The 23,134-nt window shown below is 53.2% G+C and carries 24 protein-coding genes and 1 riboswitch; of the genes, 21 read left to right on the top strand and 3 right to left on the bottom strand.

Features of this window, described 5'->3' with window-relative positions:
• The first annotated feature begins 16 nt into the window (after nucleotides 1-16).
• From IVG45_RS13135 to IVG45_RS13095, 9 genes are all read left to right on the top strand, one after another.
• The gene (locus IVG45_RS13135; RefSeq protein WP_196434261.1) at nucleotides 17-898 is read left to right on the top strand and encodes a DUF3828 domain-containing protein; all 882 of its coding nucleotides are present in this window, start codon (nucleotides 17-19) and stop codon (nucleotides 896-898) included.
• The gene (locus tag IVG45_RS13130; protein WP_196434260.1) at nucleotides 895-1,614 is read left to right on the top strand and encodes a hypothetical protein; all 720 of its coding nucleotides are present in this window, start codon (nucleotides 895-897) and stop codon (nucleotides 1,612-1,614) included. The genes IVG45_RS13135 and IVG45_RS13130 overlap by 4 nt, the downstream gene beginning before the upstream one ends.
• A complete protein-coding gene (locus IVG45_RS13125) occupies nucleotides 1,611-2,255 on the top strand; it encodes a lysozyme inhibitor LprI family protein (protein ID WP_196434259.1) in 645 nt (214 codons plus the stop codon). Before IVG45_RS13130 ends, IVG45_RS13125 begins: the two co-directional genes overlap by 4 nt.
• Nucleotides 2,256-2,289: 34 nt before the next feature.
• On the top strand, nucleotides 2,290-2,682 hold the full coding sequence (locus tag IVG45_RS13120) for a hypothetical protein (RefSeq protein ID WP_196434258.1): 393 nt from the start codon (nucleotides 2,290-2,292) through the stop codon (nucleotides 2,680-2,682).
• 32 nt (nucleotides 2,683-2,714) lie between these two features.
• On the top strand, nucleotides 2,715-3,932 hold the full coding sequence (locus tag IVG45_RS13115) for a hypothetical protein (protein WP_196434257.1): 1,218 nt from the start codon (nucleotides 2,715-2,717) through the stop codon (nucleotides 3,930-3,932).
• 16 nt (nucleotides 3,933-3,948) lie between these two features.
• Nucleotides 3,949-4,719 (top strand): hypothetical protein, encoded by a 771-nt coding sequence (locus IVG45_RS13110; RefSeq protein WP_196434256.1) that lies wholly within the window; start codon nucleotides 3,949-3,951, stop codon nucleotides 4,717-4,719.
• A gap of 398 nt (nucleotides 4,720-5,117) precedes the next feature.
• Nucleotides 5,118-5,831 (top strand): PEP-CTERM sorting domain-containing protein, encoded by a 714-nt coding sequence (locus IVG45_RS13105; protein ID WP_196434255.1) that lies wholly within the window; start codon nucleotides 5,118-5,120, stop codon nucleotides 5,829-5,831.
• A gap of 23 nt (nucleotides 5,832-5,854) precedes the next feature.
• Nucleotides 5,855-6,646 (top strand): hypothetical protein, encoded by a 792-nt coding sequence (locus IVG45_RS13100; RefSeq protein ID WP_196434254.1) that lies wholly within the window; start codon nucleotides 5,855-5,857, stop codon nucleotides 6,644-6,646.
• Nucleotides 6,647-6,667: 21 nt separating this feature from the next.
• Nucleotides 6,668-7,513, top strand: a complete 846-nt coding sequence (locus IVG45_RS13095; protein ID WP_196434253.1) for a HEAT repeat domain-containing protein — start codon at nucleotides 6,668-6,670, stop codon at nucleotides 7,511-7,513.
• A 243-nt stretch (nucleotides 7,514-7,756) separates the two neighbouring features.
• Here the strand turns inward: IVG45_RS13095 and IVG45_RS13090 are convergent, their stop codons facing one another.
• A complete protein-coding gene (locus tag IVG45_RS13090) occupies nucleotides 7,757-10,522 on the bottom strand; it encodes a cation-translocating P-type ATPase (protein ID WP_196434252.1) in 2,766 nt (921 codons plus the stop codon).
• Nucleotides 10,523-10,750: 228 nt separating this feature from the next.
• On the bottom strand, nucleotides 10,751-11,203 hold the full coding sequence (locus tag IVG45_RS13085; protein ID WP_196434251.1) for a hypothetical protein: 453 nt from the start codon (nucleotides 11,201-11,203) through the stop codon (nucleotides 10,751-10,753).
• A 333-nt stretch (nucleotides 11,204-11,536) separates the two neighbouring features.
• On the opposite strand from IVG45_RS13085, the gene hslV reads away from it, so the two are divergent.
• The 12 genes from hslV (at nucleotide 11,537) to IVG45_RS13025 (ending at nucleotide 22,554) form a co-directional block, all read left to right on the top strand.
• Nucleotides 11,537-12,103, top strand: a complete 567-nt coding sequence (hslV, locus tag IVG45_RS13080; RefSeq protein ID WP_196434250.1) for an ATP-dependent protease subunit HslV — start codon at nucleotides 11,537-11,539, stop codon at nucleotides 12,101-12,103.
• 4 nt (nucleotides 12,104-12,107) lie between these two features.
• A complete protein-coding gene (gene hslU, locus IVG45_RS13075; protein WP_196434249.1) occupies nucleotides 12,108-13,427 on the top strand; it encodes an ATP-dependent protease ATPase subunit HslU in 1,320 nt (439 codons plus the stop codon).
• 2 nt (nucleotides 13,428-13,429) lie between these two features.
• On the top strand, nucleotides 13,430-13,819 hold the full coding sequence (locus tag IVG45_RS13070; RefSeq protein WP_196434248.1) for a gamma-butyrobetaine hydroxylase-like domain-containing protein: 390 nt from the start codon (nucleotides 13,430-13,432) through the stop codon (nucleotides 13,817-13,819).
• A gap of 8 nt (nucleotides 13,820-13,827) precedes the next feature.
• Complete coding sequence (gene ubiE, locus IVG45_RS13065) at nucleotides 13,828-14,577, top strand: bifunctional demethylmenaquinone methyltransferase/2-methoxy-6-polyprenyl-1,4-benzoquinol methylase UbiE (protein WP_196434247.1); 750 nt, start codon at nucleotides 13,828-13,830, stop codon at nucleotides 14,575-14,577.
• A 25-nt stretch (nucleotides 14,578-14,602) separates the two neighbouring features.
• Nucleotides 14,603-15,196: a Uma2 family endonuclease gene (locus tag IVG45_RS13060; RefSeq protein WP_196434246.1), complete on the top strand. Its 594-nt coding sequence runs from the start codon at nucleotides 14,603-14,605 to the stop codon at nucleotides 15,194-15,196.
• Nucleotides 15,196-15,831 (top strand): ubiquinone biosynthesis accessory factor UbiJ, encoded by a 636-nt coding sequence (locus tag IVG45_RS13055; RefSeq protein WP_196434245.1) that lies wholly within the window; start codon nucleotides 15,196-15,198, stop codon nucleotides 15,829-15,831. The genes IVG45_RS13060 and IVG45_RS13055 overlap by 1 nt, the downstream gene beginning before the upstream one ends.
• A 44-nt stretch (nucleotides 15,832-15,875) precedes the next feature.
• A complete protein-coding gene (gene ubiB / locus IVG45_RS13050) occupies nucleotides 15,876-17,432 on the top strand; it encodes a ubiquinone biosynthesis regulatory protein kinase UbiB (RefSeq protein WP_442923312.1) in 1,557 nt (518 codons plus the stop codon).
• Nucleotides 17,433-17,743: 311 nt separating this feature from the next.
• A complete protein-coding gene (locus IVG45_RS13045; protein WP_230874584.1) occupies nucleotides 17,744-17,992 on the top strand; it encodes a type II toxin-antitoxin system ParD family antitoxin in 249 nt (82 codons plus the stop codon).
• Nucleotides 17,993-18,300: 308 nt separating this feature from the next.
• Nucleotides 18,301-18,552: a type II toxin-antitoxin system RelE/ParE family toxin gene (locus tag IVG45_RS13040; RefSeq protein ID WP_196434243.1), complete on the top strand. Its 252-nt coding sequence runs from the start codon at nucleotides 18,301-18,303 to the stop codon at nucleotides 18,550-18,552.
• A gap of 177 nt (nucleotides 18,553-18,729) precedes the next feature.
• A riboswitch (cyclic di-GMP riboswitch) is annotated at nucleotides 18,730-18,806 on the top strand.
• Nucleotides 18,807-18,999: 193 nt separating this feature from the next.
• Nucleotides 19,000-20,130 (top strand): SGNH/GDSL hydrolase family protein, encoded by a 1,131-nt coding sequence (locus IVG45_RS13035; RefSeq protein WP_196434242.1) that lies wholly within the window; start codon nucleotides 19,000-19,002, stop codon nucleotides 20,128-20,130.
• 276 nt (nucleotides 20,131-20,406) lie between these two features.
• Entirely contained in the window at nucleotides 20,407-21,189 is a 783-nt protein-coding gene (locus IVG45_RS13030) for a hypothetical protein (protein ID WP_196434241.1), read from the top strand.
• Nucleotides 21,190-21,591: 402 nt separating this feature from the next.
• Nucleotides 21,592-22,554: a HEAT repeat domain-containing protein gene (locus IVG45_RS13025; RefSeq protein ID WP_196434240.1), complete on the top strand. Its 963-nt coding sequence runs from the start codon at nucleotides 21,592-21,594 to the stop codon at nucleotides 22,552-22,554.
• Here the strand turns inward: IVG45_RS13025 and IVG45_RS13020 are convergent.
• Nucleotides 22,551-22,880, bottom strand: a complete 330-nt coding sequence (locus tag IVG45_RS13020; protein ID WP_196434239.1) for a hypothetical protein — start codon at nucleotides 22,878-22,880, stop codon at nucleotides 22,551-22,553. The genes IVG45_RS13025 and IVG45_RS13020 overlap by 4 nt on opposite strands.
• Nucleotides 22,881-23,134 lie beyond the last annotated feature (254 nt).

Genomic DNA, 23,134 nt, shown 5'->3' with positions numbered 1-23,134 from the left:
GCATCGTGGAGGCAGCATGAGTTCGAACAATCTTTTTGCATCCTGGCACTTATGCAATGGCATCGCCGTGGGGTTAGTGGTGGGTTTGGCATTAAGCAACCAAGTGGTGGCCAAGGATGTCGACGCCACGCTTCGTGACGTTTGGCGTTTTACCCATGCCCTACCGGCGCCCTGGGGCGCGCCGCTGCCAGGGGCGGCCGATTTGACCGGACGGACGCTGACGGTGACCGGCAATAGCGTTGATGGTCCCAAGCCATTTGCCTGCAAGAATGCGTCGAGCGAGCTTATCCAATTGCCCGCAGCCGGCTTGTTTCAAGGAAATCTGCCCGGCGACGCGACACGGGCGGCGCTGGCGCTGGGATTAATCCGGTTTCCGCTGAACAGCAGCTCGCTATGGTGCGATAGCGGAGTGTTCGACTTTCATTATGCCGATGAAGATACCGTTTTGATCGGCCTGGACAACCGGGTGTGGAGTTTGTCGCGGGCGCCGGGCGCGAAGGCGGCGGCAAAGGCGCCGGAAGGCGTGGTGCAGCGTTTGCTGGAAGCGCATTTTGCCGGGGGCATGGGATTTTCCGCGCAAACGCTGGCAAACAAGCGGCCGTTTTTGTCGGAGGGCTTGTGGCAAGCGGCCAACGTCTATCTCGCCAAATCCCAGCCGAGCGATGAAGTGCCGGCAATCAACGGCGACCCTTTTACCGACAGCCAGGAGTATCCGCCCCGCTTTGCCGTGCAACCGGCGCGGATTGCCGGCGATAAGGCCGAGGTGGAGGTCAAGTTTTCCGGCGCGGACCTTGACTCGCGCTTGCGGTATCGATTGATTCGCGAGGCCGATGCTTGGCGGGTTGACGACATCGTCTATTCGGCGGGCGGCGCTAGTTTCAGGGGGTTAATGCAATGAATGACCGGGACCAAGCCGCAAACGACGCCAGTTATCCGCTGATGCGTTACGACGAAGCAGGTCGATATGTCGGCAACGGCACTGTCCATAATTCGCCATTGCCAATTGCCGAGGAATCGGAAACCTTTCGTCGCTTCACCGCCAGTATGGGGATGAATTACCAGCGTTGGCACGACGGCGTCGGCTACGACCTCGCGCTGCTGGCGCGGATGTCCGTAGAGGATCGCTGGCAAGTCGAATCGTTATTGCTAGTTCGCGGCGTCAATGACTGGCGCGATGTCGAAGCACTGATCGCGCTCGATAGCGAAACTGCGCGGGCGGCGCTCGCCGTTGCGGCGGAACGGGGCAATCCATCGGTGCGCCTGGCGTTGATGAAGCGAGCGCCGGCCCTGATCGATCAGGATGCTCAAAGCGCCAGCGTTGCCGAACGGTTGGAAAATGCAAGCTGGGCGGACGATTTGAGCGACGCGATTGATTTGGCCGCCGATTTGCCGACGGCGCCGGTGATCGAAGCATTGTGGCGAGGCCTGGAGCGGCGCGACGGCGACGTGGCGGTGCATTTCGCGGCCTTGCTCGCCTATTTGCACGGGTTGGCGCAACAGCCGTTCGATCTGGCGATGCGACCGTTTTTTCTGACCTTTAACACTGAAAACTCGGCCGAGCGCCTGCTCGCAATCCGCCGATTGTGTCGCCTAATCGAGGAGGCCTCGGTATGAAACGTCTGCGAATTGCCCTGATGGGGCTATGGCTGGCGGGATTCGGCGTATACCACGTTACCTCCCACGCGGCCGGTTTCGACTGCGCCAAGGCCAAGGCGCCGGTGGAAAGTCTCATCTGCCGGGACGGCGAGTTGAGCCATCTGGACGAGCAACTTGGCGCGGTTTATGCCGCTACGACCCGACGTTGCCCCGCCGGGGAAGTTAAGGAAGCTCAACAACGCTGGTTGCGTGAAATCCGTAACGATTGCCTGGACGAGGCTTGCCTGGCCGCCGTCTACCGCAAGCGTCTGCTGGATCTACAGAACTGGCAATGTTCGCAAAGCAGGTGCGCCGGTTACGCGCAGCGTTTGCCCGGCGCCTGGAAAATTGTATCCGAGCTCGGAGCGTTCGAGGAAATTGCCTTCGAAAAAGGCCAAACCGAAGGCCGGGGCCGCTTCGATACCTGGCTGCATAGCCGTCCGGAACTGGTCGATGGCCAATGGCAAATTCAAGGCTGCCGGTTGCTGCTGCTCTATCCGGGCGAGACGGACGATGGGTCTGCCGCCGGAATGACGATAAAGTCCTTGGACGGCGACCGGCTGGAAATTCTCGAAGACGGGGAAGCCCAGCCCGCCGTTTATCGGCGAACGGGAAAATAGTCATCCAAACTTTAAACGAACACGGGAGAACATCATGGCACTGGCCGAACGACGTAAAATCAAGGAGCTGCAAGACATCACCTTGCCGGAACGCGAACGCGAAATCGAAGAAATTTGCGGAGCGGCGATTCCGTATCAAGTCGATTGGGACAGCTTGGCCGAAGACGGCGCGGCGCTGAACTTTCTGGACAACATCGCTTGCCATCGGCTCAACATGGCCTTGCGCATGATTTGCATCGACGAGATGGGGAAGCAAGCGGTACGCGATGGCTTGAAGCTGGTCAAACTGAAAAATGTCGGCGACATGGAAGCACGTTCCATTCACTTCGACGCCGGCGTATTGGAAATGCGCTGCCCCTATGCGCTGGGCACCCAGGGCATGCTCAACGACAGCGAGATTCGCGATGCGTTGCTGGCGAAACTTTAAGGCGATTGCCAAGCATCAAAACGGTGGAAATCATGGCAAATAACCGATTATCGCGCTGGGCCGGTTGCCTGGTCAGTACGCTGCTGGTGGGATGCGCGATCAGTTCCGAACAAACCGAAGCATTGGTCGAGCGGAGCGAACGTTATGGCGACATCGAAGTAACGATCCAAACTCGGAAGATGCGTAGCGCCAATTATGACCGCGAATCCAGCTACGAAAGCTGGTCCCTGCGTTGGCGGGGACAGCCGCTGGTCATCGACAGTTTCACGGGCATGGGCTTGGACCAGCCAATGCGCACCGAGGCGGTCCATGCAATTTTCGCGGTCGGCGACGGCGCGGTGCCTGATCTGCTGGTGCTGGTGGGCGACCCGAACAACGCCAGCGTATTCCATGTCTTGCATCAGGAGGCTGGCCAGTTGCTGGCGCCGGTGGTGTGCAAGAGCTTCGGCGGCGAGAACGAGGTGCGGGTGCTGGCCGGCCTGGGTGCCGGCACGGCGTACCACGGGCCGAATTACCGCAGCCTGACCGGCGCGCGCCAACTGCTGTTGGGCAATGCTTGCGTCTACGATACGGCGACCCGCCGAGCCGGCGCGATTCCCCGCTTGCCCTTCGATCTTTTCGCACCTTACGCGCCGCGGGCGATCGTATTCTCGCCGGATGGACGTTCGCTGGCTAGGTTGGCGGCTACCGACCACGATCAGCAGCCCGTGTTGGCGGTGGCTGAACTGGGTGGTCAGGACTGGCGCCGGCTACCTATCGATCCGGCGCGCATGCGCTTTGCCCGGTTCGAGGACATCGACGCGGACTGGATCCTGCACCATTTCGAATGGCGGCTCGGGAAAGACGGCCTCGACCATTTGGCCGAGCGGCCGGACTTCAAGCCTATGCCCAGGCGGGGGATTTACGTGGTCAATTCGCCCGAATTCCGGATGCCCAACGTAACAACCGATCAGACCGAAGCCTTCACGGCCTTCCTGGCGCGTTTCCCCGGTGCCAAGCGCAAGCCGGATTTTCGCATGGAATATTCGCAGCAAGTGACGCGGAGCTTCGCGATCGAGGGCGAGGATGTCGTGGTCTTGGCCGACGGCTTCTATGTCGCGGGGTTCGGCCTAGCCTATTGGCCGGACCAACCCGGCGACCCGAAGTTGCAGAAGGCGTTGATACATCGCCTGGGCGATGCCTTTGAAGCCGAAGTATCAAAGGGCATGCACGAGACGATGTTTGGCGCCGCGCCGGATACGGATCATTGATAAGGAGTTGTTTAACATGAAATCGACAAAAATCTCCTTGCTCGCCGCCACGGGCGGTATCGTTGCCGTTGGCGCAATGTCGTTGTTGAAAGCGGCGCTGGTCGCCTTGCCGAGCGGCGTTGTCGGCTTGCTGGCCTTTGCCAGGCTTGGCGAGGCCTGTGTCGATTGGTATCAAATATCCAGCCGCGAAGGTCAGTCGGGGTATTTTATCGCCGGGGTGGCGCTGGCCGGCGGCGGCGTTGGTTTGGCGGCCGGCGCGGTGTGCGGTTTGAAATGGGGGCATTCGGCGGGCGGTTTCTTCAAGGCGCTGAGTATCGCCGTCGCCATTGTAATGGTACTCGCACTGGGCATCGCCGGACTGTGCCGATGGAGAGCGGATATTGCGCCAACCATCGCCGGCCAGACGTTGGCGTTGGAAGTGGAGGTCCGCCTACCGGCCGGTGCAACCGACCATTTCAAGCGCTCGATTTCGTCGTTAAACTTGACCTGCATTGATAATCAAACCGTGCGTCGGAGCGATGCCGGCATATTACGAATCGAACAGGCCAGGGAGGCGGAAGGTCGCTGGATCGTCGCGGGCGAGTTGCCGTTGCTGGGCGATCGCGGCAAACGGGTGCTGGATTTGCAAATCGGCAACCAGTACGCGCAAAATTTTTTGTTGCCTCTGCCGGCGCATCCGGACGAGGATTTCGAGCGTTGGAGCGAGTGGCTACCCAAGGGAACCGCCAGCCAGCCTTGGCCGGGCAGCAAGCTTTCCTACCGATTCCGGCTGCGGCGGATACCGTAAAGCAAAACGGCCCCGTTCCTATCATTCTCACCGCCTTCCCGGTTAAGCAACGCCGCCTTAAGGATGCGTAATAAAGTCAAAACGTAGGTTGGGTTAGCATAGCGTAACCCAACAAAATCAAGATGCTGGACTTCATTGCATTCAGCCCGCCTAACTTTTGCGACAGCATCTTAAGCGTGGCAACGCCGCATTGATAACTTCAACGTACCCTGCACTTCAATTCCCCTCGCACCCAGAAATTTCGTCCCATCTGCCTCTGAAACAAATGAAACCAAGCTGAAATTCGTTTGATACACAGCCCCTGCATACTGTTTTCCGAGGCCGAAAGGCTCATCCGGCATGGGCCGATTACCGTCCATGCCGTTCATTTACAACGCTAGATTCGACAGGACGGATAGATGAAACGACAACACTGGTATGCGGCGATGTTGGCACTGGGCTTATCGGCACAGGCCTCAGGCGCGGAAATCACCATCGGTTTCGGCGGCAGCGTCGATAACGATCCCTATGCCACCGGGTGGGGCAGCTTCACGGGCTTGTTCACTTACGACAGTAGTTGGCAGGACGTCAATCCGGGCGCTCACACCGGTACTTATCAAGGCGTCGGCCCGAATTACGGCATTAGTATCGACTTTCTCGGCGGCGCCAGCTATGACCTTTATGGCTCACTGTTCAGTCTGTCGATACTCAACGACTATGCCGGCCTTGGCGATGGCTACCTGGTGTTAGGCGACGACGGCGCCGGCACCCGCATCGAACTGAATTTGTACGACAGCCTGGCCGCGTTGTTCGGCAGCGATTTATTGCCGACCGAGGCGCCGAATTTAGACGCCTTCGATTGGCCGACCTTCGCGCTGTTTTCGCCCGATCTCGAAATCGGCGGCAGCCTCGACAGCCTGGTTTGCATCAGCGGCTGCGGGTTGGTCGATGCCGGTAATGGAGACGTCGGCGGGAGTCCGGGAAATGGCGATAACGGCGACATCCCCGGCGGCAATCCCATCGGCACCGTGCCGGAGCCGGGATCCTTGTGGCTCATCGGCCTGGGCTTTTGGGTCGCTGGCTATGTAAGCCGTTATAAGGACGCAAAAATAACATCCACGCTTTTTGTTTAACTCTCTTTACCAGGAATGCCATCATGAAACAATTGACTCTAACCGCCGCACTATTTGTCCTGTCTGCAAGCGCCCAAGCCGTGGACGGCGTTATTTTGATCGACCAGGCCAAGGCCCTGGCCGGCGGCGTCACGCCCGGCGACGCGCCGGGCTTTCCGGTGGAAATCACTAAACCCGGCAGTTACAAGCTCAGCGGCAATTTGACGCTGCCGAATACCAATACGGACGGTATCGTCAGTACCGTGGGCGGGGTAACGCTGGATTTGAACGGTTTCTCCATCATCGGGCCGGCCTATTGCCCAGGCCAGAATGGCGGGCCTGAAACTGCTTGCAACATTGGCAACGGCAATGGCGTTCGCTTTACCGATAACGGCCAGGCGCCGGCCGGCGTCAGTTACGTGGTGCGTAACGGTCGGATTTTCGGCGCCGGGGGGGACGGCGTTTTGGTTGAAAACGGCTTGGTCGAGAACCTGGACATCGGCTTCGTCGGCGGGTCGGGTATTGAATTGCGCAGCCACACCGGCATTGCCCGCAACAACCAGGTACGCGGCAGCCAGTTGTCCGGTATCTTCAGTTATGTGATCGGTGGTCTGATCGAAAACAACGTGGTCGAGGCCAACAATAGCGCGGTTTCCGGGCAAAATGCCATTGTCAGGAATAATCGTTTGACGACAAAATGGGGCAGCGCATTAAATTGTTCCGGACCGATGAGCTATAGCGGTAATTTTCTGGCCTTCACCCAGGCCGGCGGCAAAGCCATCGGTGGTAACGGTTGTTACGACGGCGGCGACAATCTGGCCTTGCAAGTCCAATAACGCCGACCCAGCGCACCAGCCATGGCTAATATCGTTGGTTTGCCAAACCGGGCCGGCTTTTCCGTTTGCTTACCCGCCCTGGGCTTGCTAGCCGGTAGCTTGTGCGCTACGGCCGCTGCCGGGGCAGAGTGCGCTGCATTGACCGTGGACCATGGTTTGCTGAGCGGAGTCGCAGATCATTGCCCCCGCAAGCAAGTAGTGGACGGCTTGGCGGCGCTGGCCGGCGTTCGGTTGGGCAGCGTGTTGCCGGATGGCGACAGTCGTCTGGCGATGCGCCTGGAGCGAGCCACCCCGGAAGCCGCCATGGCGCAAGCCCTGGCCGGTTTGTCGTATGTAATGCTTCCGGATCGCTCGGCGAAAGGCGCCGGAAAACAATTGCTGTTGATTATTGGCGCTGAGCGCATCGCCGCCGCGAGTCAGACTATGGCGCAGCCTGGCGGCGCGCCGGATGTCGACGACGCATCGGCGCTGGCCGACAGTGCGGTCAACGCCTTCGACGCCGCCGAACGCCATGCCGCGCTAGAAGCCTTGACCTACGCCGACGGAAGCGTCAACCCGGCCTTGTTGCAAGCCTTGCGTGACCGCGACGTGGCGGTGCGGATGCGGGCCCTGGAAATGCTGCGCGATGTTGGCGGCGAGCTGCCTGTCGACCTGCTGGCCGACCTGGCCGGCCGCGATGCCGACCACGGCATCCGTTTGCAGGCCCTGGCTTTGTTATTGGATAGGGCCGAAGGCGATCCGGCTGCCGACCGGGTGCTACGTGCCGCTTTGAACGGTAAGGATCTCAGGATGAGGCAACTGACCCGGCAACTACTGCGCAGTCGTGATCCAGATGTGGCCGGCAACGTGCAAACGCCGACGCAATAAGGTCAACGCCCGGTTATTGAGCATGACCAAGGTGAACAGTAACGCTCATGAAGACTTAGATCACCCCGATCCATCAAAGTGACTTAAGGGCAGGCTTGTTTGCCGGACAGGACGCCGTGAATACGTCCACGTAGGCTCAACGAGCAACCGCGGCCTCCCAATTTTTTACTTTCAGAGTAAAGTCTTGGTTGGAAGTTGAGACTGCGCAGCTGTTGCGCCGATGCTTCGCGGTACTGATTTTCCTCATTTAGGCGTTTTTCTGAGCGGCAACAGCGACAACAGGGCCGCAAGAGCGGGGCGTTTGTTCTGTCTCGAGCCTCGGCGCAGAACCGCCCTTTCAATTTTAAGCGGGAATAATTGAAAACGCCGTACCAGCCATTTTCTGATGTCTTCGAATAGCAGCATGCCGGCCGCGAATGGCAGGCCGAATAGCCAGACTTCCATCTCGATCGGCGCCGTGCCGAATAGCAGGTTGCCCCAAGGTGTGTAGACAATCAGCAAAATCAATGTGATTTCGGCCACGACTCCGCCCAGAATGAACTTGTTGTCCAGCAATGAGGTGGACAAAAGCCCACGCTGGCGCTGCTTGCAAATAAATACGTTGACTACCTGCATCATGATGATTGCGGTCAGACAAGCGGTGGTGGCCTGTTGGTAGAGGTTGTCATGCCTGCCTAGTATTTCGCCATATTGCCAGCCGCCGCGATTCAGCACGAAGAAAAATGCCGCCATTGCCGCCGTGGCTTCCAGCACGCCTAAAAAACCGTAAGCCCTGGCAAGCAGGCGCCAGTCGATCAGGGTTTCCTTTTGCGAACGCGGTGGTTTGTTCATGGCCCCCGCATCCGGTTTTTCCACCCCCAGACCCAGTGCCGGCAGCATGTCGGTACCCAGGTCCACCGCCAGAATCTGCATGATGGTCAATGGCAGCGGAATCTTGAACAGCACGAAGGCCAGATAGGGGATCACTTCCGGAATATTCGAGGTCAGAATGTAGGTCAAAAACTTGCGGATGTTGTCGAATACCGCCCGGCCTTCCTCGATGGCGGCGACGATGCTGGCGAAGTTGTCGTCCAGCAAGATCATGTCGGCCGCTTCCTTGGCGACATCGGTGCCGGCCTTGCCCATCGCAATGCCGATGTCGGCCTTTTTTAATGCCGGCGCATCGTTGACGCCATCGCCGGTGACCGCGACCACATGCTTCTTGCGTTGCAGGGCCTCGACGATATGCATTTTCTGATCGGCGCCGACTCTGGCGAAAATGATCTCCGACGCATTCAAGGCGGTTTGTAATTGACTGCCGGTCATTTTTTTCAAACGTTCGCCGCCGATGACCTTGGGATTATCGGATTTGACCAAGCCGATTTGCCGAGCGATAGCTACAGCGGTATGCGGGTGATCGCCGGTAATCATGATGACCTTGATGCCGGCGGCATGGCATTGTGCCATGGCTTGGGCCACTTCCGGCCGCGGCGGATCTTCCAGTCCCACCAGTCCGCTAAAAATCATGTTCCGATCCGGTTCGGCCTCGATAACCAGCGGCAATGGCCGATAGGCCAGCGCCAATACGCGCAGGCCTTGATCGGCCATGGTTTGTTGGGCCGTCATGATTTGTTTGCGGCGGGATTCGTCGACTGCGAGAACGGTGCCGTCGATGATGATTTGTTGGCAGCGTGGCAGCACCAACTCAACCGCGCCCTTGCAATACAGAATATTGCCTTGAGGGGTGTTGTGTAGTGTTGACAGCCGTTTACGGTCGGTGTCAAACGGCACTTCGTCGAATTTGGGATAATCTATCCGCATGCCCTGGGCATGCGCCATTTCGACCAAGGCCACTTCCATCGGGTCGCCAAGCAATTGCTTGGCCTCCACGCGTTTCAGGTTATGGCACAAGGCGGCGCAGGCCAAAAACGCGGCATGATGTTGCAGGCTGTCGCCGTCCAGTTGCTCGGGCGGCAGATGGCGGTTGTCCAGAAATATTTGCTTAACGGCCATCCGGTTTTGGGTCAGCGTACCGGTCTTGTCGGTACAAATGACCGTCGTCGATCCCAGGGTTTCCACCGACGGCAGATGCCGAATCAGCGCATTGCGCTTGGCCATGCGCTGGGTCGCCATGGCCAGCGACAGCGTCACGGTGGGCAGCAAGCCTTCCGGTACATTGGCGACGATGATGCCGATCGCGAACATGAAGTTTTCCCAGAACGATAAGCCGATGGCTTGACCTATCAGGAAAAACATCACGCCCAACAGCGTCGCCAGTATCGCCACGAAGCGGCTGAGGCGGCTGATCTGAATTTGCAGCGGCGACAGGTTTTTCGTGGTGGATTTCAGGGTATGGGCGATTTTGCCGAATTCGGTATGCATGCCGGTGGCGAACACCAGGGCCTTGCCTTCGCCGGCGACCACCGAGGTGCCCGCCAACAGGATATTACGGCTTTGCGTCATGTCTTCCAGCGCCGAGGGCAGCGCATCGCGGCCCTTGGGTAGCGATTCGCCGGTAATGGTGGCGTTATTGACGCGCAGGGCAAACGCCTCCAGCAATCGGCAATCGGCCGGGACATTATCGCCTTCTTGCAGCACCAGTATATCGCCGGGCACCAGTTCGTCGGCGAATACCAGGCTCAAATTGCCGTCGCGCATCACTTTGACCTGTTGCGGCAGTAATTTTTGTAGGGCGGCGATGGCCTGTTCCGCTTGATGGCGCTGCCAATACGAAAAACAGCCGTTGATGAGGATCACCCCTAGAATGGCATAACCCAGTGCGGCCATGCCTTCGCCGGGTTGCTGAGATTCGGCGAAAAATGCCAGTCCGGCCGCCAGCCATAAAATCAGGGCGAAAAAATGCAGGAATTCCTGGGCAAACAACAGTAGTTGCGATTGCTTTTGCGCTTCCTCAATCCGGTTGTAGCCGTATTCGTGCAGGCGTTCCTCGATTTCGCTATCGCCGAGGCCATCGGGGCTCGACTCCAGACTTTCCAACGCTTCTTCGGGGCTGAGATGGTGAATTTTCATGGCTGAATCCGAAACAGTCGCTGACTCGGTTCAGTATAGCCGGCCTAAATTATCCGGGATAATTCTGCCTTCGATGAATAGGGGATGGGTAGGCTTAATATCTCGATTTTATCGGGTTAGGCACTGTAACGGTGGGTCGAGAGCCGGGGCGGTAAACCCCGGCTCGGAGCGGAGGCCGGCAAGATTCCGGTGGGCCGGTGTAGGCTAGGCGCGGCTAAGTCTGGCCAGTTATTCCGTTGCCGCCGGCGCTGCGGCCTGCTTTGCATCGGCGGCCGGAGTGCTGGGGTTGTCGGTGATCTTGATCAGCCAGCCATCCTGGCCGATGCACTCGCCTTCCGCCGATCTGGCTTGAACATGGATACGGGCGTAACCATCTTTTAATTCTTCCGGCAGTTTGGCTTTTACGTAATAAAAGGTTTTTTTATCCACGATCTCAAGCTTCAGCGGGATGTTTTTAGCATTGGCTTTGATGTGTAGTGGGTCGGCAATGTGGTTGATATGAAAGGAAATCTCCGATTCCGGCTTAACTTCGGATTTGGGGGCGGGCACAAAATCCCTGAATTTTGGTTTTATACATTTTTTTTCTTCTTCCTCGGCGGGGGTGACAGCCGATGCGGCTTGGGCAAAGACTAGCAGGGTGAGCGGTAGGATGGCGCTTTTCCGGAGTTTGGATATTTTCATAGCGGGCCTCTTGATGTTGTTTTTATGTAACTATTCGGCGCGAAGCACAACATTTGCTCTCCAGCCGGAGAGGCTAGGGTAAGGCGACGCTGGAGCGTGGCAAAACGCTTGTTTTATCCCCTGATCCTAACCTTCTCCCGCCGGGAGAAGGGATCGTACGGCACACTGAATAGTTTTGTTTTTATTATGCTATCGAGCTGAACTTTAATCAGTTTTGCCGCACAATTCAATGACTAAACAACCCCTGCGCGGGTGTGGGAACTCTAAACTTCTAACCCATCGCGATTCAGAACATGTAAAATTGCCGGCTTTTCTGATTAGCAGTCATAAGCAATGAGCATAGAACTTAGAGGCACCACTATTCTGGCCGTAAGGCGCGGGGACAAGGTCGTGATAGGCGGTGACGGCCAGGTGACTTTGGGCAATACCGTGATGAAAGGCAATGCCCGTAAAGTCAGGCGCTTGTATCACGATAAAGTCATCGCCGGTTTTGCCGGAGCCACCGCCGATGCCTTTACCTTGTTCGAACATTTCGAAGGTAAGCTGGAAAAGCATCGCGGCAATCTGACCCGCGCCGCCGTCGAAATGGCCAAGGACTGGCGTACCGACCGGGCCTTGCGTAAATTGGAAGCTTTATTGATCATCGCCGATGCCAAAACCCTGTTGACTTTATCCGGTACCGGTGACGTGATCGAACCGGAACACGATTTCATGGCCATCGGTTCCGGTGGCGCCTTCGCCCAAAGCGCCGCCAGGGCATTGCTGGATAATACCGATTTGAGCGCGCGGGAGATCGTGGAAAAATCCCTGAATATCGCCGCCGACATCTGTATCTATACCAACCATAATCTGCGCATCGAAGAATTGGACGCGGAACCGCAAGCGTCGGAGAACGAGTAAAACCATGAGTCAAATGACCCCTAGAGAAATCGTCAGCGAACTGGATAAACACATCATCGGCCAGGCCGATGCCAAGCGCTCGGTGGCGATTGCGTTGCGCAACCGCTGGCGCCGTAGCCAAGTGGCGCCTGAATTGCGCGAGGAAATCACGCCGAAAAATATTCTGATGATAGGCCCGACCGGCGTCGGTAAAACCGAAATCGCCCGTCGTTTGGCGCGTCTGGCTAACGCGCCGTTCATCAAAATTGAAGCGACCAAGTTTACCGAAGTCGGTTACGTCGGCCGCGACGTCGAGTCCATCATTCGCGATCTGGTCGATACCGCGGTGAAGATGACCCGGATGACGGAGATGGAAAAAGTCCAAAACCGCGCCGCCGATGCCGCCGAGGAAAAAGTACTGGACATATTATTGCCCAGGGCCGAGGGTGGCATGTTGTCGGAGACGGAAGAATCGACCCGTCAAAAAATGCGCAAGAAACTGCGCGAGGGCGGCCTCGACGATAAGGAGATTCAGATCGATGTCAACGCACCTTCGGTGGGTGTCGAGATCATGGCGCCGCCCGGCATGGAAGAAATGACCAGCCAGTTGCAGGGTATGTTTCAAAATCTCGGCAGCGGCCGCACCAAAACCCGCAAGTTGAAGATCAAGGATGCTCTGAAACTGTTGCAGGAAGAAGAAGCCGCCAAACTGGTCAACGAAGACGAAATCAAGCAAAGCGCGCTGGAATCGGTCGAGCAGCACGGCATCGTGTTTCTGGATGAAATCGACAAAATCTGCAAGCGCTCGGAAATGGGCGGCGGCGAAGTCTCGCGCGAAGGCGTGCAACGCGATTTGCTGCCGCTGGTGGAAGGCAGCACGGTCAGTACCAAATACGGCATGATCAAGACCGATCATATTTTGTTCATCGCCTCTGGCGCGTTTCATCTGACCAAGCCGTCCGATTTGATTCCGGAATTGCAAGGCCGTTTCCCGATTCGGGTCGAGCTCAGTGCCTTGAGCGCGGAAGATTTCGTCCGCATTCTGACCGAGCCGGATGCATCGTTGACCGAGCAATATCAAGCCTTGTTGGCCACCGAAGGGGTCGAGGTCAGTTTTAGCGACGATGGCATTCAACGCATTGCCGAGTTGGGCTGGCAGGTCAACGAAAGCGTGGAAAATATCGGTGCTAGGCGTTTGCATACCATATTGGAAAAGTTGTTGGAGGAAATTTCCTTCGATGCGCCGGATTTGCTGGAAAAAACCATTCGTATCGACGCTGCCTATGTGGATGCGCATCTGCGGGAACTGGCGGCCGACGAAGATTTGAGCCGCTATATTCTCTAGCCATGCGCCTAAAAATAACGCCCTGTCATTGCTCGCCGACCGAAATCAAGCTGCACAAACTGTCGGCGGTATTGGAAATCCATTTCGACGACGGCAGTATTTTCGAAATGCCCAGCGAATATCTGCGGGTTTATACCCAGTCCGCCGAGGCCGTCGGCCACGGTCCGGGTCAGGAAACGCTGCAAATCGGCAAGCAGGATGTCTCGATAACCGATATTCGGCCGGTGGGGAATTACGCCATTGCGCTGACCTTTAGCGACGGCCATAACAGCGGGATTTATTCCTGGGATTTATTGTATAAATTAGGCTCGGAATTTCCATTGCTGTGGTCCGCCTATCTCGAGCAACTTTCGGCCGCCGGCATCAGCCGCAAATCGCCCTCAAACCATTAATTCGACTCATGACAAACGACAACACCACCCATTTCGGTTTTAAACAAGTTCCCAAGCAGGAAAAGGTCGCGCTGGTACGCGGTGTCTTCGATTCGGTTGCCAGCCAGTATGACGTGATGAACGATTTGATGTCGCTGGGCATCCACCGGATCTGGAAACGGGTGGCGGTACAGCTGGCGAATATTCGCGAGGGCGATCACGTGCTGGATTTGGCCGGCGGTACCGGCGATTTGACCACGCTGTTCGAAAAACGGGTCGGCAAGAGCGGTCAAGTGGTGCTGGCCGACATCAATGCCGCCATGTTGCGCACCGGCCGCGATAGGTTGATCAATCGCGGATTGGCCGGCAATATCCGTTATGCCCAAGTCAACGCCGAATGCCTGCCGTTTGCCGACAACACCTTCGATTGCGTTTGTATTGGTTTCGGTTTGCGTAACGTTACCGACAAGGATGCGGCGCTGCGCTCCATGTATCGGGTGCTAAAGCCGGGCGGGCGGGTAATCGTGCTGGAGTTTTCTCATCCCATCGATCCGATCACCGAAAAGGTCTACGATTTTTACTCGTTTAACCTGCTGCCGAAAATCGGTGCCATCGTTGCCAAGGATGAAGACAGCTACCGTTATCTGGCCGAATCGATCCGCATGCATCCCAAACAGGACGAATTGAAGCGGATGATGGAAGAAGCCGGCCTGGAGCGTTGCGAGTATTTCAATATGACCCAGGGCATCGTGGCCGTGCATAGAGGTTATAAGTTTTAAGGCCGCCCCACGCTTAGGAGGTTTTATGGCGCTTGAACGGGCTCATTCCTATATCAGCGAGCAAGAGTATCTACAAGGCGAGCTGATCGCCGAGCTTCGGCACGAATATATCGACGGCCAAGTGTTTGCGATGGCGGGGACGAGTCGTAACCATAGTTTGCTAGTGAGCAATTGCGTGCAAATGGTCACCAATCACCTGCAAGCCAGTCCATGTATGACTTTTTCCTCGGAAATCAAAGTCAAAACCGAAGGCTGCTTCTTTTATCCGGATGTGATGGTAGTGTGTGACGACGATCAAGGCAACGACTATTACACCGAAAAACCCACCCTGATTGTCGAAGTGTTGTCCAAAAACACCCGCCGCCTGGACAAAACCACCAAACTGGCGGCTTACAGAGCCTTGCCCAGCTTGCTGGAATATGTGTTGATCGAACAGGACCATGTCGAAATCGAAGTGTTCCGCCGTGCGCAAAACTGGTTTGCCGAGCATTATTTCCTCGGCGACAGCATTAGCTTCGAGTCTATAGGTTTGAGCGTCGGCGTGGTCGACCTTTACCACCGAGTCAATAATGAAGACATGCGCGACTATCTGCAACAACTCGCACAACAGGCAGGCTGATGACCGGTAATTTGAGTCATATCAAACCCTTATTGATCGGTGCCTTGGAAACTGCTTTTAATGGTTATCTGGGGTTGGACGAGCATCTGGAGCAATTACTGGCGCCGATGGCCGGTAAAGTGATAGCGGTCCATATCACTCCTTTCGACGAAACCCTTTACCTGTGTCCGACTCATGACAGAATCCAGTTTCTGGGAAATTATGCCGGCGAGGTCGATGCCGGTTTAAGCGGTTCGCTGTCGGCGCTGGGATTGATGGGGTTAAGTGCCACGCCGATGCGTGCGCTGTTCAAGGGCGAAGTCCGGATCGAAGGCGATACTCAACTTGCCCATAAATTACAGCGTTTGTTCGAAAAGCTGGACATCAATCTGGAAGCCAAACTGGCGCGTTACACCGGCGACCGTTTTGCTCAGCGCTTGAGTGGCTTGCTGCGCGGCAGCCGAGACTGGACCCAGCACACCTTGACCAGTTTTCGCTTGAATCTGGAAGAGTTTCTGCAGGAAGAAACTCGCGACTTACCCGCCAAGGCCGAAGCCGAACTGATGTTCCAACGGATCGATGCCTGCCGTTCCGATGTCGACCGGCTTAATGCTCGGATCGAGCGTTTGGCCGCCGGCCTGAATAAAGCCTCCTAGCCCCAATAACCTAAGGACCCACCGTGTTTCGCATTAAAATTCTCATGCGCCTCATTCATATCAATTGGGTGATGATGTCTCACGGCCTGGATGAAATTGTCCTTAAAACCCATTTGTTTAGACCGATTCGCTATCTGGCGTTTTTTTCACCCACCTATTGGTTCAACAAGCCGACGGAGTCGCGCGGCATCAGAATACGCCGTACTCTGGAAGACTTGGGACCGATTTACGTTAAATTCGGGCAAACGCTGTCCACCCGCAAGGATTTGTTGCCCGAGGACATCGCCGAGGAACTGGTTAAACTGCAGGATAGGGTGCCGCCGTTTTCCGCCGATATTGCCCGTAGCATCATTGAGCAGCAATTGGGACGAACCATTGAGGAAGCTTTCGATGACTTCGAGCCGCAACCCTTGGCTTCCGCCTCCGTGGCGCAGGTGCATACCGCCAAATTGAAAACCGGCGAAAAAGTCATCGTCAAAGTGTTGCGGCCTGATATCGAAGATAAAATCCATTCCGATGTGGGCTTGCTCTATGAACTGGCGCGTCTGGCCGAGCGGTTCTGGAGCGATGCGCGGCGCCTAAGAGCGATGGAAGTGGTGGCCGAGTTCGAAAAAACCATCCTGGACGAGCTGGATTTGCTGCGCGAAGCCGCCAATGCCAGCGCGATCCGCAATAATTTCAAAAAATCCGAGTCGCTGTATATTCCGGAAATACACTGGCCGCTGACACGCCGCAAAGTGATGGTGATGGAACGCATCCATGGCGTGCCGGTCGGTGACATTCAGGCCTTGCGTGACGGCAATGCCGATTTCAAAAAACTGGCCGAACGCGGCGTGGAAATCTTTTTTACCCAGGTGTTCCGCGATAACTTTTTTCATGCCGATATGCATCCGGGCAATATTTTTGTCGAACTGCCGGACAAATATCTGGCGGTGGACTTCGGCATCGTCGGCAGTCTATCGGATACCGACCAACGCTATCTGGCGGAAAATTTTCTGGCCTTCTTCAACCACGATTACCGCCGCGTCGCGCAAATGCATATCGAATCCGGCTGGGTGCCGCCGACCACGCGGGTGGAAGAATTCGAGGCGGCGATACGCAGCGTCTGTGAGCCGATATTCGAGAAACCGTTGAAAGACATTTCCTTCGGTTTGCTGTTATTGAGACTGTTCCAGACCGCCCGCCGTTTCGATATGGTGGTGCAACCCCAGTTGGTGTTGTTGCAAAAGACTTTACTCAATATCGAGGGCTTGGGACGGCAGCTCTATCCCGACCTGGATTTATGGCAAACCGCCAAGCCGTTTCTGGAAAACTGGTTCAAACAACGCCTGGGACCGGCGGCGAAAATCAAGGAGTTGTTGAGCAAGCTGCCGGAAATCACCGAGCAACTGCCGGAAATTCCGGCGCTGGTGTTTCAGGCCTTGCAAAGCAATGCTCAGATGCAGCAACAAATACAGCAGCATAATTTGGAAATGAACCAACTGCGCAAACAATTACGCCACAACAACAAGCGCACGCTATGGGCGGTTTTAACCGGTGCGCTAATGATTGCCGGAGCGATATTGCTGCAATCACCGCTGATCGGCAGTTTACTCGGCTAAGGCGACTGGCTTTTTAGCCGAGTTCATGCGCATTACCTCGTGCTTCTTCCCCAGAGTTAGATTATTACATCCCCATTCTTGTTACCGCTTTGACGTTCGTATTCGAGGGAGGAGCTGGGATCTGTGCGGGGGGTACTGGGCAACTGGTATTCCTACCGCGACCAATTATCGACGTTTACCAATGACATTAGTCGAATGTATTGCCGACAGTAGGATAATGACATGGTTTTCTGGAAAGGTCTGTTCATTGAAACAGGCAGTGGGGCGTGATATATTCAGATTTGTTATATATGAATACTGGAGTGTTTATTATGGCTACTACTAGCTTGAGTCTTGGGGAACATTGGGAAAACTTTATTAGGAGTGAAATCGCCAGTGGCCGCTACGGCTCGGCAAGTGAGGTTGTGCGGGATGCTTTGCGGGAACTTGAGGAACGCAAGTATAAACTAGCAGCGTTACGAACGCATCTTGCAGAGGGCGCTGCGCAAGCCAGTAAAGGTGAATTTGTACAGGATTATACTGTTGCCGCCCTTATTAGGGAGCTGGATAACGAGGGGTAATGGCATTACCCCCAGGGCGCTTAGTGACTTGAAGAGCATTGGCCGCTACACGGCGGCAAAATGGGGTAAGTCGTAGCGGAACCGCTATTTGGCAGACATTGATAAACGGTTTAATTGGTTAGCCAAGCATCCACATCTAGGCAAACATCGGTCGGATTCGGCGAGTGTCGGCTTCCGGCGGGAAAGATTGCTAGCCATCCTTGGCTAGCAATCGCGCCTACACCGCCACGTGATTGCCTGCGGCGGCCCTGGCCGTCCGCGTCACCTCGGCTTTGACCCAACAAGGGGGTCAAAGCCTTGGCTCTCGCATGACTCGACGCCGTTTCGCGATGCCTTGCAGTTTTTCTAGTCGAAAAACCGCCCGGCGCTACGGCTTCCAGGGACTACTCAACCTTCACTCGCTAGCGCTTCGTTTCCAAGGTTTCGCAGCGATTGCAGAAGGATATTACTATTTTAGACAAGGTTCTCATTTGATTTTTTATGTGCTCAATCCCTTGGGAATCGACATTATCGGGATACCGCATCAATCGATGGATTTTGCAGCTTATTTCGACCAATGATTAGTTAATATCTGGTTTCGACCCAAATCGGACTATCATCATTTTCAGTATGTCTCTGAATTCGCGCTGAGCTGAAATTCAGATTCTGCCTCCACTGCTACTCAGCCAGGCGGGAATTCAAAAGTTGATATTTTTACTCTGTAGATATGTTAGAAATTCTGTGCTAAATAATACATAAAAATTAAAAGCTAAACCTATCGTAAGGTAGGGACGGAAAGTCGCGGATCCCTTACCCGGAAAGCCGGATTACCGAAATGACATCGTTAACGTCATACCAGGTGATTCGGTTTTTAATCTGTACTCAATGGTGATGGCATTTTTTAGTAACACCACCATTTACCTTCAAAAAATCACCTGCCGTTCGTCGAAGTAAATCTAACCTAGATTTACTTCGATTAAGCCACATTTGTATTCCCAACCATAAAAAATCTCTATTGGGAGGTTGTTATGCAATACGGTATAAAAATTATAAGAATTGGTCTGTTGACGGTATCTTTGGCATGCGCACCTGCGGTTTTGGCCAAGGCATCCAGCTACGATAGAATCGTAGTTTTCGGAAGCAGTTTAAGCGACACGGGCAATGCGTTTACCTTGATTAATAACGCAACCGAATTGGGCTTCGGTCAGTGCAATTTGGGTGTGCCGTTAAACAAGCCGCCTTACGACCAAATGGATAAATTGCAGATCGAAGACGAGTACTATGAGCTTTTAGTGCCGGATGGCGTTTATGCGCGTGGAGGACACCAGCTTACCAATGGTAAAACCTGGATAGAACAATTTGCGTTTGGACAAGGATTGTCAGGAACGGTAAGGCCAGCGTTATTGAATTCTGGCTTGAAAGCCAGCAATTATGCCGTTGGGGGTGCGCGCGCTCGGCCAGTGACGGACGATACGCCGGCTAATGCCGTTATCCGTTGTCGTTTTAATCTATCTGATCAAGTTAATGCCTACCTGACCGATTATCAAATCGGTGTCTCAACGCCAATTTCCGGCGACACCTTATTCGTCATAGAAATAGGCGGTAATGACGTGCGGGATGCATTGAATGTATTGCTGGAAACCTATGATCAGCAAGCGGCCGAATATCTGATCGGACAAGCGATTAACCAGATTGCGGAAACAATGCAAACGCTTTATGCCTTTGGCGCTCGGCACTTTGTTTTGGTAAATGTTCCCAACATCGCACATACACCAACGGTTAGCTTGCTCGATCAATTGTTCACGCCACCGCCAACTCCAAGCGAATATACCATTGCCTACAACGCCAATTTGTTATCGGCTGGCTTCAATGCTGCATTGTCACAATTGCAGGCGCAACTCGCGGTCTTACCAGATATTAAGATCAGCACTCTGAATCTGTACGGTCTACTAGAAGAGATAATCGCGGATCAAGTAGACAACGGCTCAAAACTGTTTGGGATTACTAATGTAACAGACGTCTGCATCACGCCGAATCAACCGCCGTTCACCTGCAAAAAACCCGATACCTATCTATTCTGGGATGGCATCCATCCCACCAAAACGGTACATGGTTTCATGGCGCAACGGGCTGCAGAGGCTATGGGAGAAGCTTACTAAGCTGATTAATAATATCAATAATAAACAAGTTATTTAACAGTTCCAATGCTCAATATGCCATGGCTTTTTAGCGCGAAAAAAGCATGATTTTGAATTAATATAAATTGAGTATTTTTTAAGACAGATAAATCAAGTCTCTATTTGTTTATGCTATGAGATCTTTTGAAAACTAATAAAACCATATTACTGTTATTTGTTTTTATCAACTAAAGCCCAAGTAAATCGGATAGGAAAATACAATAATTTCTGCTTTGCTTGGGTTTTGAAAAAGCTATATTGAAAAAATTGGTTTTTATAATGAATGCAGTATTTTTAATATTGTTAATACTTATGCAGGGGTGCACGTCGATAGTTCTCGATAAGGCTAAAGGCGAAAAACGCTTAGAACGTTACAGTCTGCAGAGTGCACGGCTTAATAATCAAAAATTTTTGATTTGTATATTGGATGAAACTATTCCAAAGGAACAGGAAAGAGAACTATTTCTTGAAGTTCCTATAGATATCGTTATTTACAAAAATTACGGTGTAATTGATTATCAGCAAAGAAAAATATTTGAAATTGAAGATAACAGTAAAGAACGCTCTTCTATAGAGGAGTATGATATATCAATTCAAGCTAGACATGGGTGCCAAGAAATGAACGACAATGGCATTTCTTTGGAAGTTATTAAATCTCCAAACGATATAGCAACTAATGATGCGCTTCGATTTACAGGTGAACGAATTAAGGAAATGATAGAAAAAGACCAGCCATTTATAATTTTTGAACAATATCCGGTTTACGATACTAATGCGATTTCGGGTACATACCTTTGCGATACTTCATTACTCCAACCATGCCTTTTGCTTGTAACCGCACCGAAAGTAGAATTTTATTCAGGTAATGATGTAACTCTTAATGTTCCATATAACTTAAGAATTATTTCAATCTCTAAGTTATTTAAAGAGCACGAAGAAAATCCTTTATGGTATGGGCTTATCCCAATTACAATGCCGCTAGATATTATAGGGATTGGTTTTTTAATCTGGATGTCTCCATTAATTCCTTCCATCCATTGATGCAAAAATGAAGCAGAATAATTTTGAATAAATAAGGCTAAGAATTAGGATCAGCTAATTCAATCCAAGCACATTCTGTATATTTTTTCTCATATTTTCCGGAAGCCTGTGTTTGAACATTTTCAATGTCAGACTTTAGATTTGTTTCTATGTTAATCTGGCTAGATTGTGATGAGTATCCTTGCAGATGGATTGAGACAAAAATAATTATTATGATAGAGATAGAGATAGAGATAGAGATAGAGATAGAGATAGAATTCATTTTGGCAGTGAAAATGATTAATAGGTTAGTAACACTCTAGTACTATTGCTCCATACAAAACTAGGGTGCCTTGTCCGACCTCCCCAACATGAGCACCGTATATGTTCCAATACAATCATTTTGATAAAGGATGCAATATCATGGCAATTCAGCTAAACACCCTAAGCCTAAAATTCATTGTTTTTGTGTTTGCTTTGCTGCTATCCGGGTGCACCAAGAGCTTTAATATTAAGCCTGTACCACCACCGAACAATGTTTATACCTCGGTGTTAACAACAGAAACACGTTCATTCGGATTGTCAGATGCACGTACCGGCGAAGCTAAACCCCTGAATGCGGGCACCTTGTCAGTCGAGCTACCCGACATGGGTGACGAAATGAACTATCTGGGCGACAATCTGGCTCGTGTTCTAAATGCACAGGGTATACAGGTTGCCTACGACAAAGGAGAGAACTCGGATCTCAAATTGAAAGTGTTGAACTACCGTATCCGAAATTTGCGCACCAGCGGATTTTCCCCTTATCACACCTTCACGACGTTTAGTGCGGATTTAATCGGTAGTGGTGCCCCGCAGCGTATTACCGCCTATTTCAAAAACAGCAAGGTGCCGGTTTGGGCATTTAGGGAAGTGGAGCGGCCTTGTTACCAAATTCCGCTTGAAGTGGTGGTGAAGGAAATCGCGGCTAAACTGAATGCACATGTCTTCAAACGGGCCGCCTCGAATGAAACTGTGGAAAAGATTGTTAAATCCATCATGCCAGGTTCAGCCGATGCGGCGAGTGAACAGTATCTAAAAGTTTTAGAGCTTGGCTATACCAATAACCCAGCAGCCATCGAACCGTTGGTTCGCCTGACCTCTCACGAGGAAACGATTATGCGCGAGGCGGCAATCTCCGCACTCGGCATTCTTGGCGCGAAAGAGAAATTCCCTTTACTAAAGACCATTTACGAAACAAAATACAACATCGACAAGTCCATGGCGCTGAAGTCAATCGGTGATCTTGATACACCACAGGCCCGCGACTTTATTCGTCAAGTGAAAATGTCCGAAGCCTATAAAGACGATGAAACGATAAAAGAGGTGGCCGATCTTTATCCTTAATCTTGCTTAAGATAGTGTTGTAGTCCAACGGTTTGAACGTCAGCAATGAGGCATTGCGACCGCCAGTGTGAAATCGTTGAAGGGCGGGTAATGGCCGGTCGGCGCCGCTGGCGGGTTTGCCTGACGGTGTTGAAATTGGAATCGTTGGCGGATTTCAGCGGAATTCGCAAGGTGCGAAATTTTTCAATATTAGTGGCACAAAATCCGGAGTTCATTTTTTGGGACAAAAGTGGGTATGGTGTGTGACACAAATCATGAAAAATCACTTCAAAATCAATCGACCATTTTTCACTAATTTTGTCATTCGGCACGAAAACAGACTTCAAAACTGGCTTCGCGTAGCGTTTCTTAAATTACGCCTCAGTTTGAATCGCACCCAGTGGCAATCGGATACTTGAGCCTATTACCGCAATGCAGTATAGTTCCTAGCCATGAACGCTCAGTCACACATTCATTTTGCTGATTTGATTTGCTTGCCATTCCCCGGCGGCTTTCCGTTCGCCCTGTCTTTAAGGCTGCTGCTGCCCTGAGGGGCGCACATTCTATCTACCTAAAAATAAACCCTTTTCCTGTTACTCGG

This window comes from Methylomonas sp. LL1 (genome assembly GCF_015711015.1).
Taxonomy (GTDB): domain Bacteria; phylum Pseudomonadota; class Gammaproteobacteria; order Methylococcales; family Methylomonadaceae; genus Methylomonas.
This window is presented reverse-complemented; position numbering and strand designations above follow the sequence as displayed.

Bases quoted from the DNA above. Each gene is read 5' to 3' on its own strand.
- IVG45_RS13135 (WP_196434261.1), top strand. From the start codon at position 17: ATGAGTTCGAACAATCTTTTTGCATCCTGGCACTTATGCAATGGCATC.
- IVG45_RS13130 (WP_196434260.1), top strand. From the start codon at position 895: ATGAATGACCGGGACCAAGCCGCAAACGACGCCAGTTATCCGCTGATG.
- IVG45_RS13125 (WP_196434259.1), top strand. From the start codon at position 1,611: ATGAAACGTCTGCGAATTGCCCTGATGGGGCTATGGCTGGCGGGATTC.
- IVG45_RS13120 (WP_196434258.1), top strand. From the start codon at position 2,290: ATGGCACTGGCCGAACGACGTAAAATCAAGGAGCTGCAAGACATCACC.
- IVG45_RS13115 (WP_196434257.1), top strand. From the start codon at position 2,715: ATGGCAAATAACCGATTATCGCGCTGGGCCGGTTGCCTGGTCAGTACG.
- IVG45_RS13110 (WP_196434256.1), top strand. From the start codon at position 3,949: ATGAAATCGACAAAAATCTCCTTGCTCGCCGCCACGGGCGGTATCGTT.
- IVG45_RS13105 (WP_196434255.1), top strand. From the start codon at position 5,118: ATGAAACGACAACACTGGTATGCGGCGATGTTGGCACTGGGCTTATCG.
- IVG45_RS13100 (WP_196434254.1), top strand. From the start codon at position 5,855: ATGAAACAATTGACTCTAACCGCCGCACTATTTGTCCTGTCTGCAAGC.
- IVG45_RS13095 (WP_196434253.1), top strand. From the start codon at position 6,668: ATGGCTAATATCGTTGGTTTGCCAAACCGGGCCGGCTTTTCCGTTTGC.
- IVG45_RS13090 (WP_196434252.1), bottom strand. From the start codon at position 10,522: ATGAAAATTCACCATCTCAGCCCCGAAGAAGCGTTGGAAAGTCTGGAG.
- IVG45_RS13085 (WP_196434251.1), bottom strand. From the start codon at position 11,203: ATGAAAATATCCAAACTCCGGAAAAGCGCCATCCTACCGCTCACCCTG.
- hslV (WP_196434250.1), top strand. From the start codon at position 11,537: ATGAGCATAGAACTTAGAGGCACCACTATTCTGGCCGTAAGGCGCGGG.
- hslU (WP_196434249.1), top strand. From the start codon at position 12,108: ATGAGTCAAATGACCCCTAGAGAAATCGTCAGCGAACTGGATAAACAC.
- IVG45_RS13070 (WP_196434248.1), top strand. From the start codon at position 13,430: ATGCGCCTAAAAATAACGCCCTGTCATTGCTCGCCGACCGAAATCAAG.
- ubiE (WP_196434247.1), top strand. From the start codon at position 13,828: ATGACAAACGACAACACCACCCATTTCGGTTTTAAACAAGTTCCCAAG.
- IVG45_RS13060 (WP_196434246.1), top strand. From the start codon at position 14,603: ATGGCGCTTGAACGGGCTCATTCCTATATCAGCGAGCAAGAGTATCTA.
- IVG45_RS13055 (WP_196434245.1), top strand. From the start codon at position 15,196: ATGACCGGTAATTTGAGTCATATCAAACCCTTATTGATCGGTGCCTTG.
- ubiB (WP_442923312.1), top strand. From the start codon at position 15,876: ATGCGCCTCATTCATATCAATTGGGTGATGATGTCTCACGGCCTGGAT.
- IVG45_RS13045 (WP_230874584.1), top strand. From the start codon at position 17,744: ATGGCTACTACTAGCTTGAGTCTTGGGGAACATTGGGAAAACTTTATT.
- IVG45_RS13040 (WP_196434243.1), top strand. From the start codon at position 18,301: ATGACTCGACGCCGTTTCGCGATGCCTTGCAGTTTTTCTAGTCGAAAA.
- IVG45_RS13035 (WP_196434242.1), top strand. From the start codon at position 19,000: ATGCAATACGGTATAAAAATTATAAGAATTGGTCTGTTGACGGTATCT.
- IVG45_RS13025 (WP_196434240.1), top strand. From the start codon at position 21,592: ATGGCAATTCAGCTAAACACCCTAAGCCTAAAATTCATTGTTTTTGTG.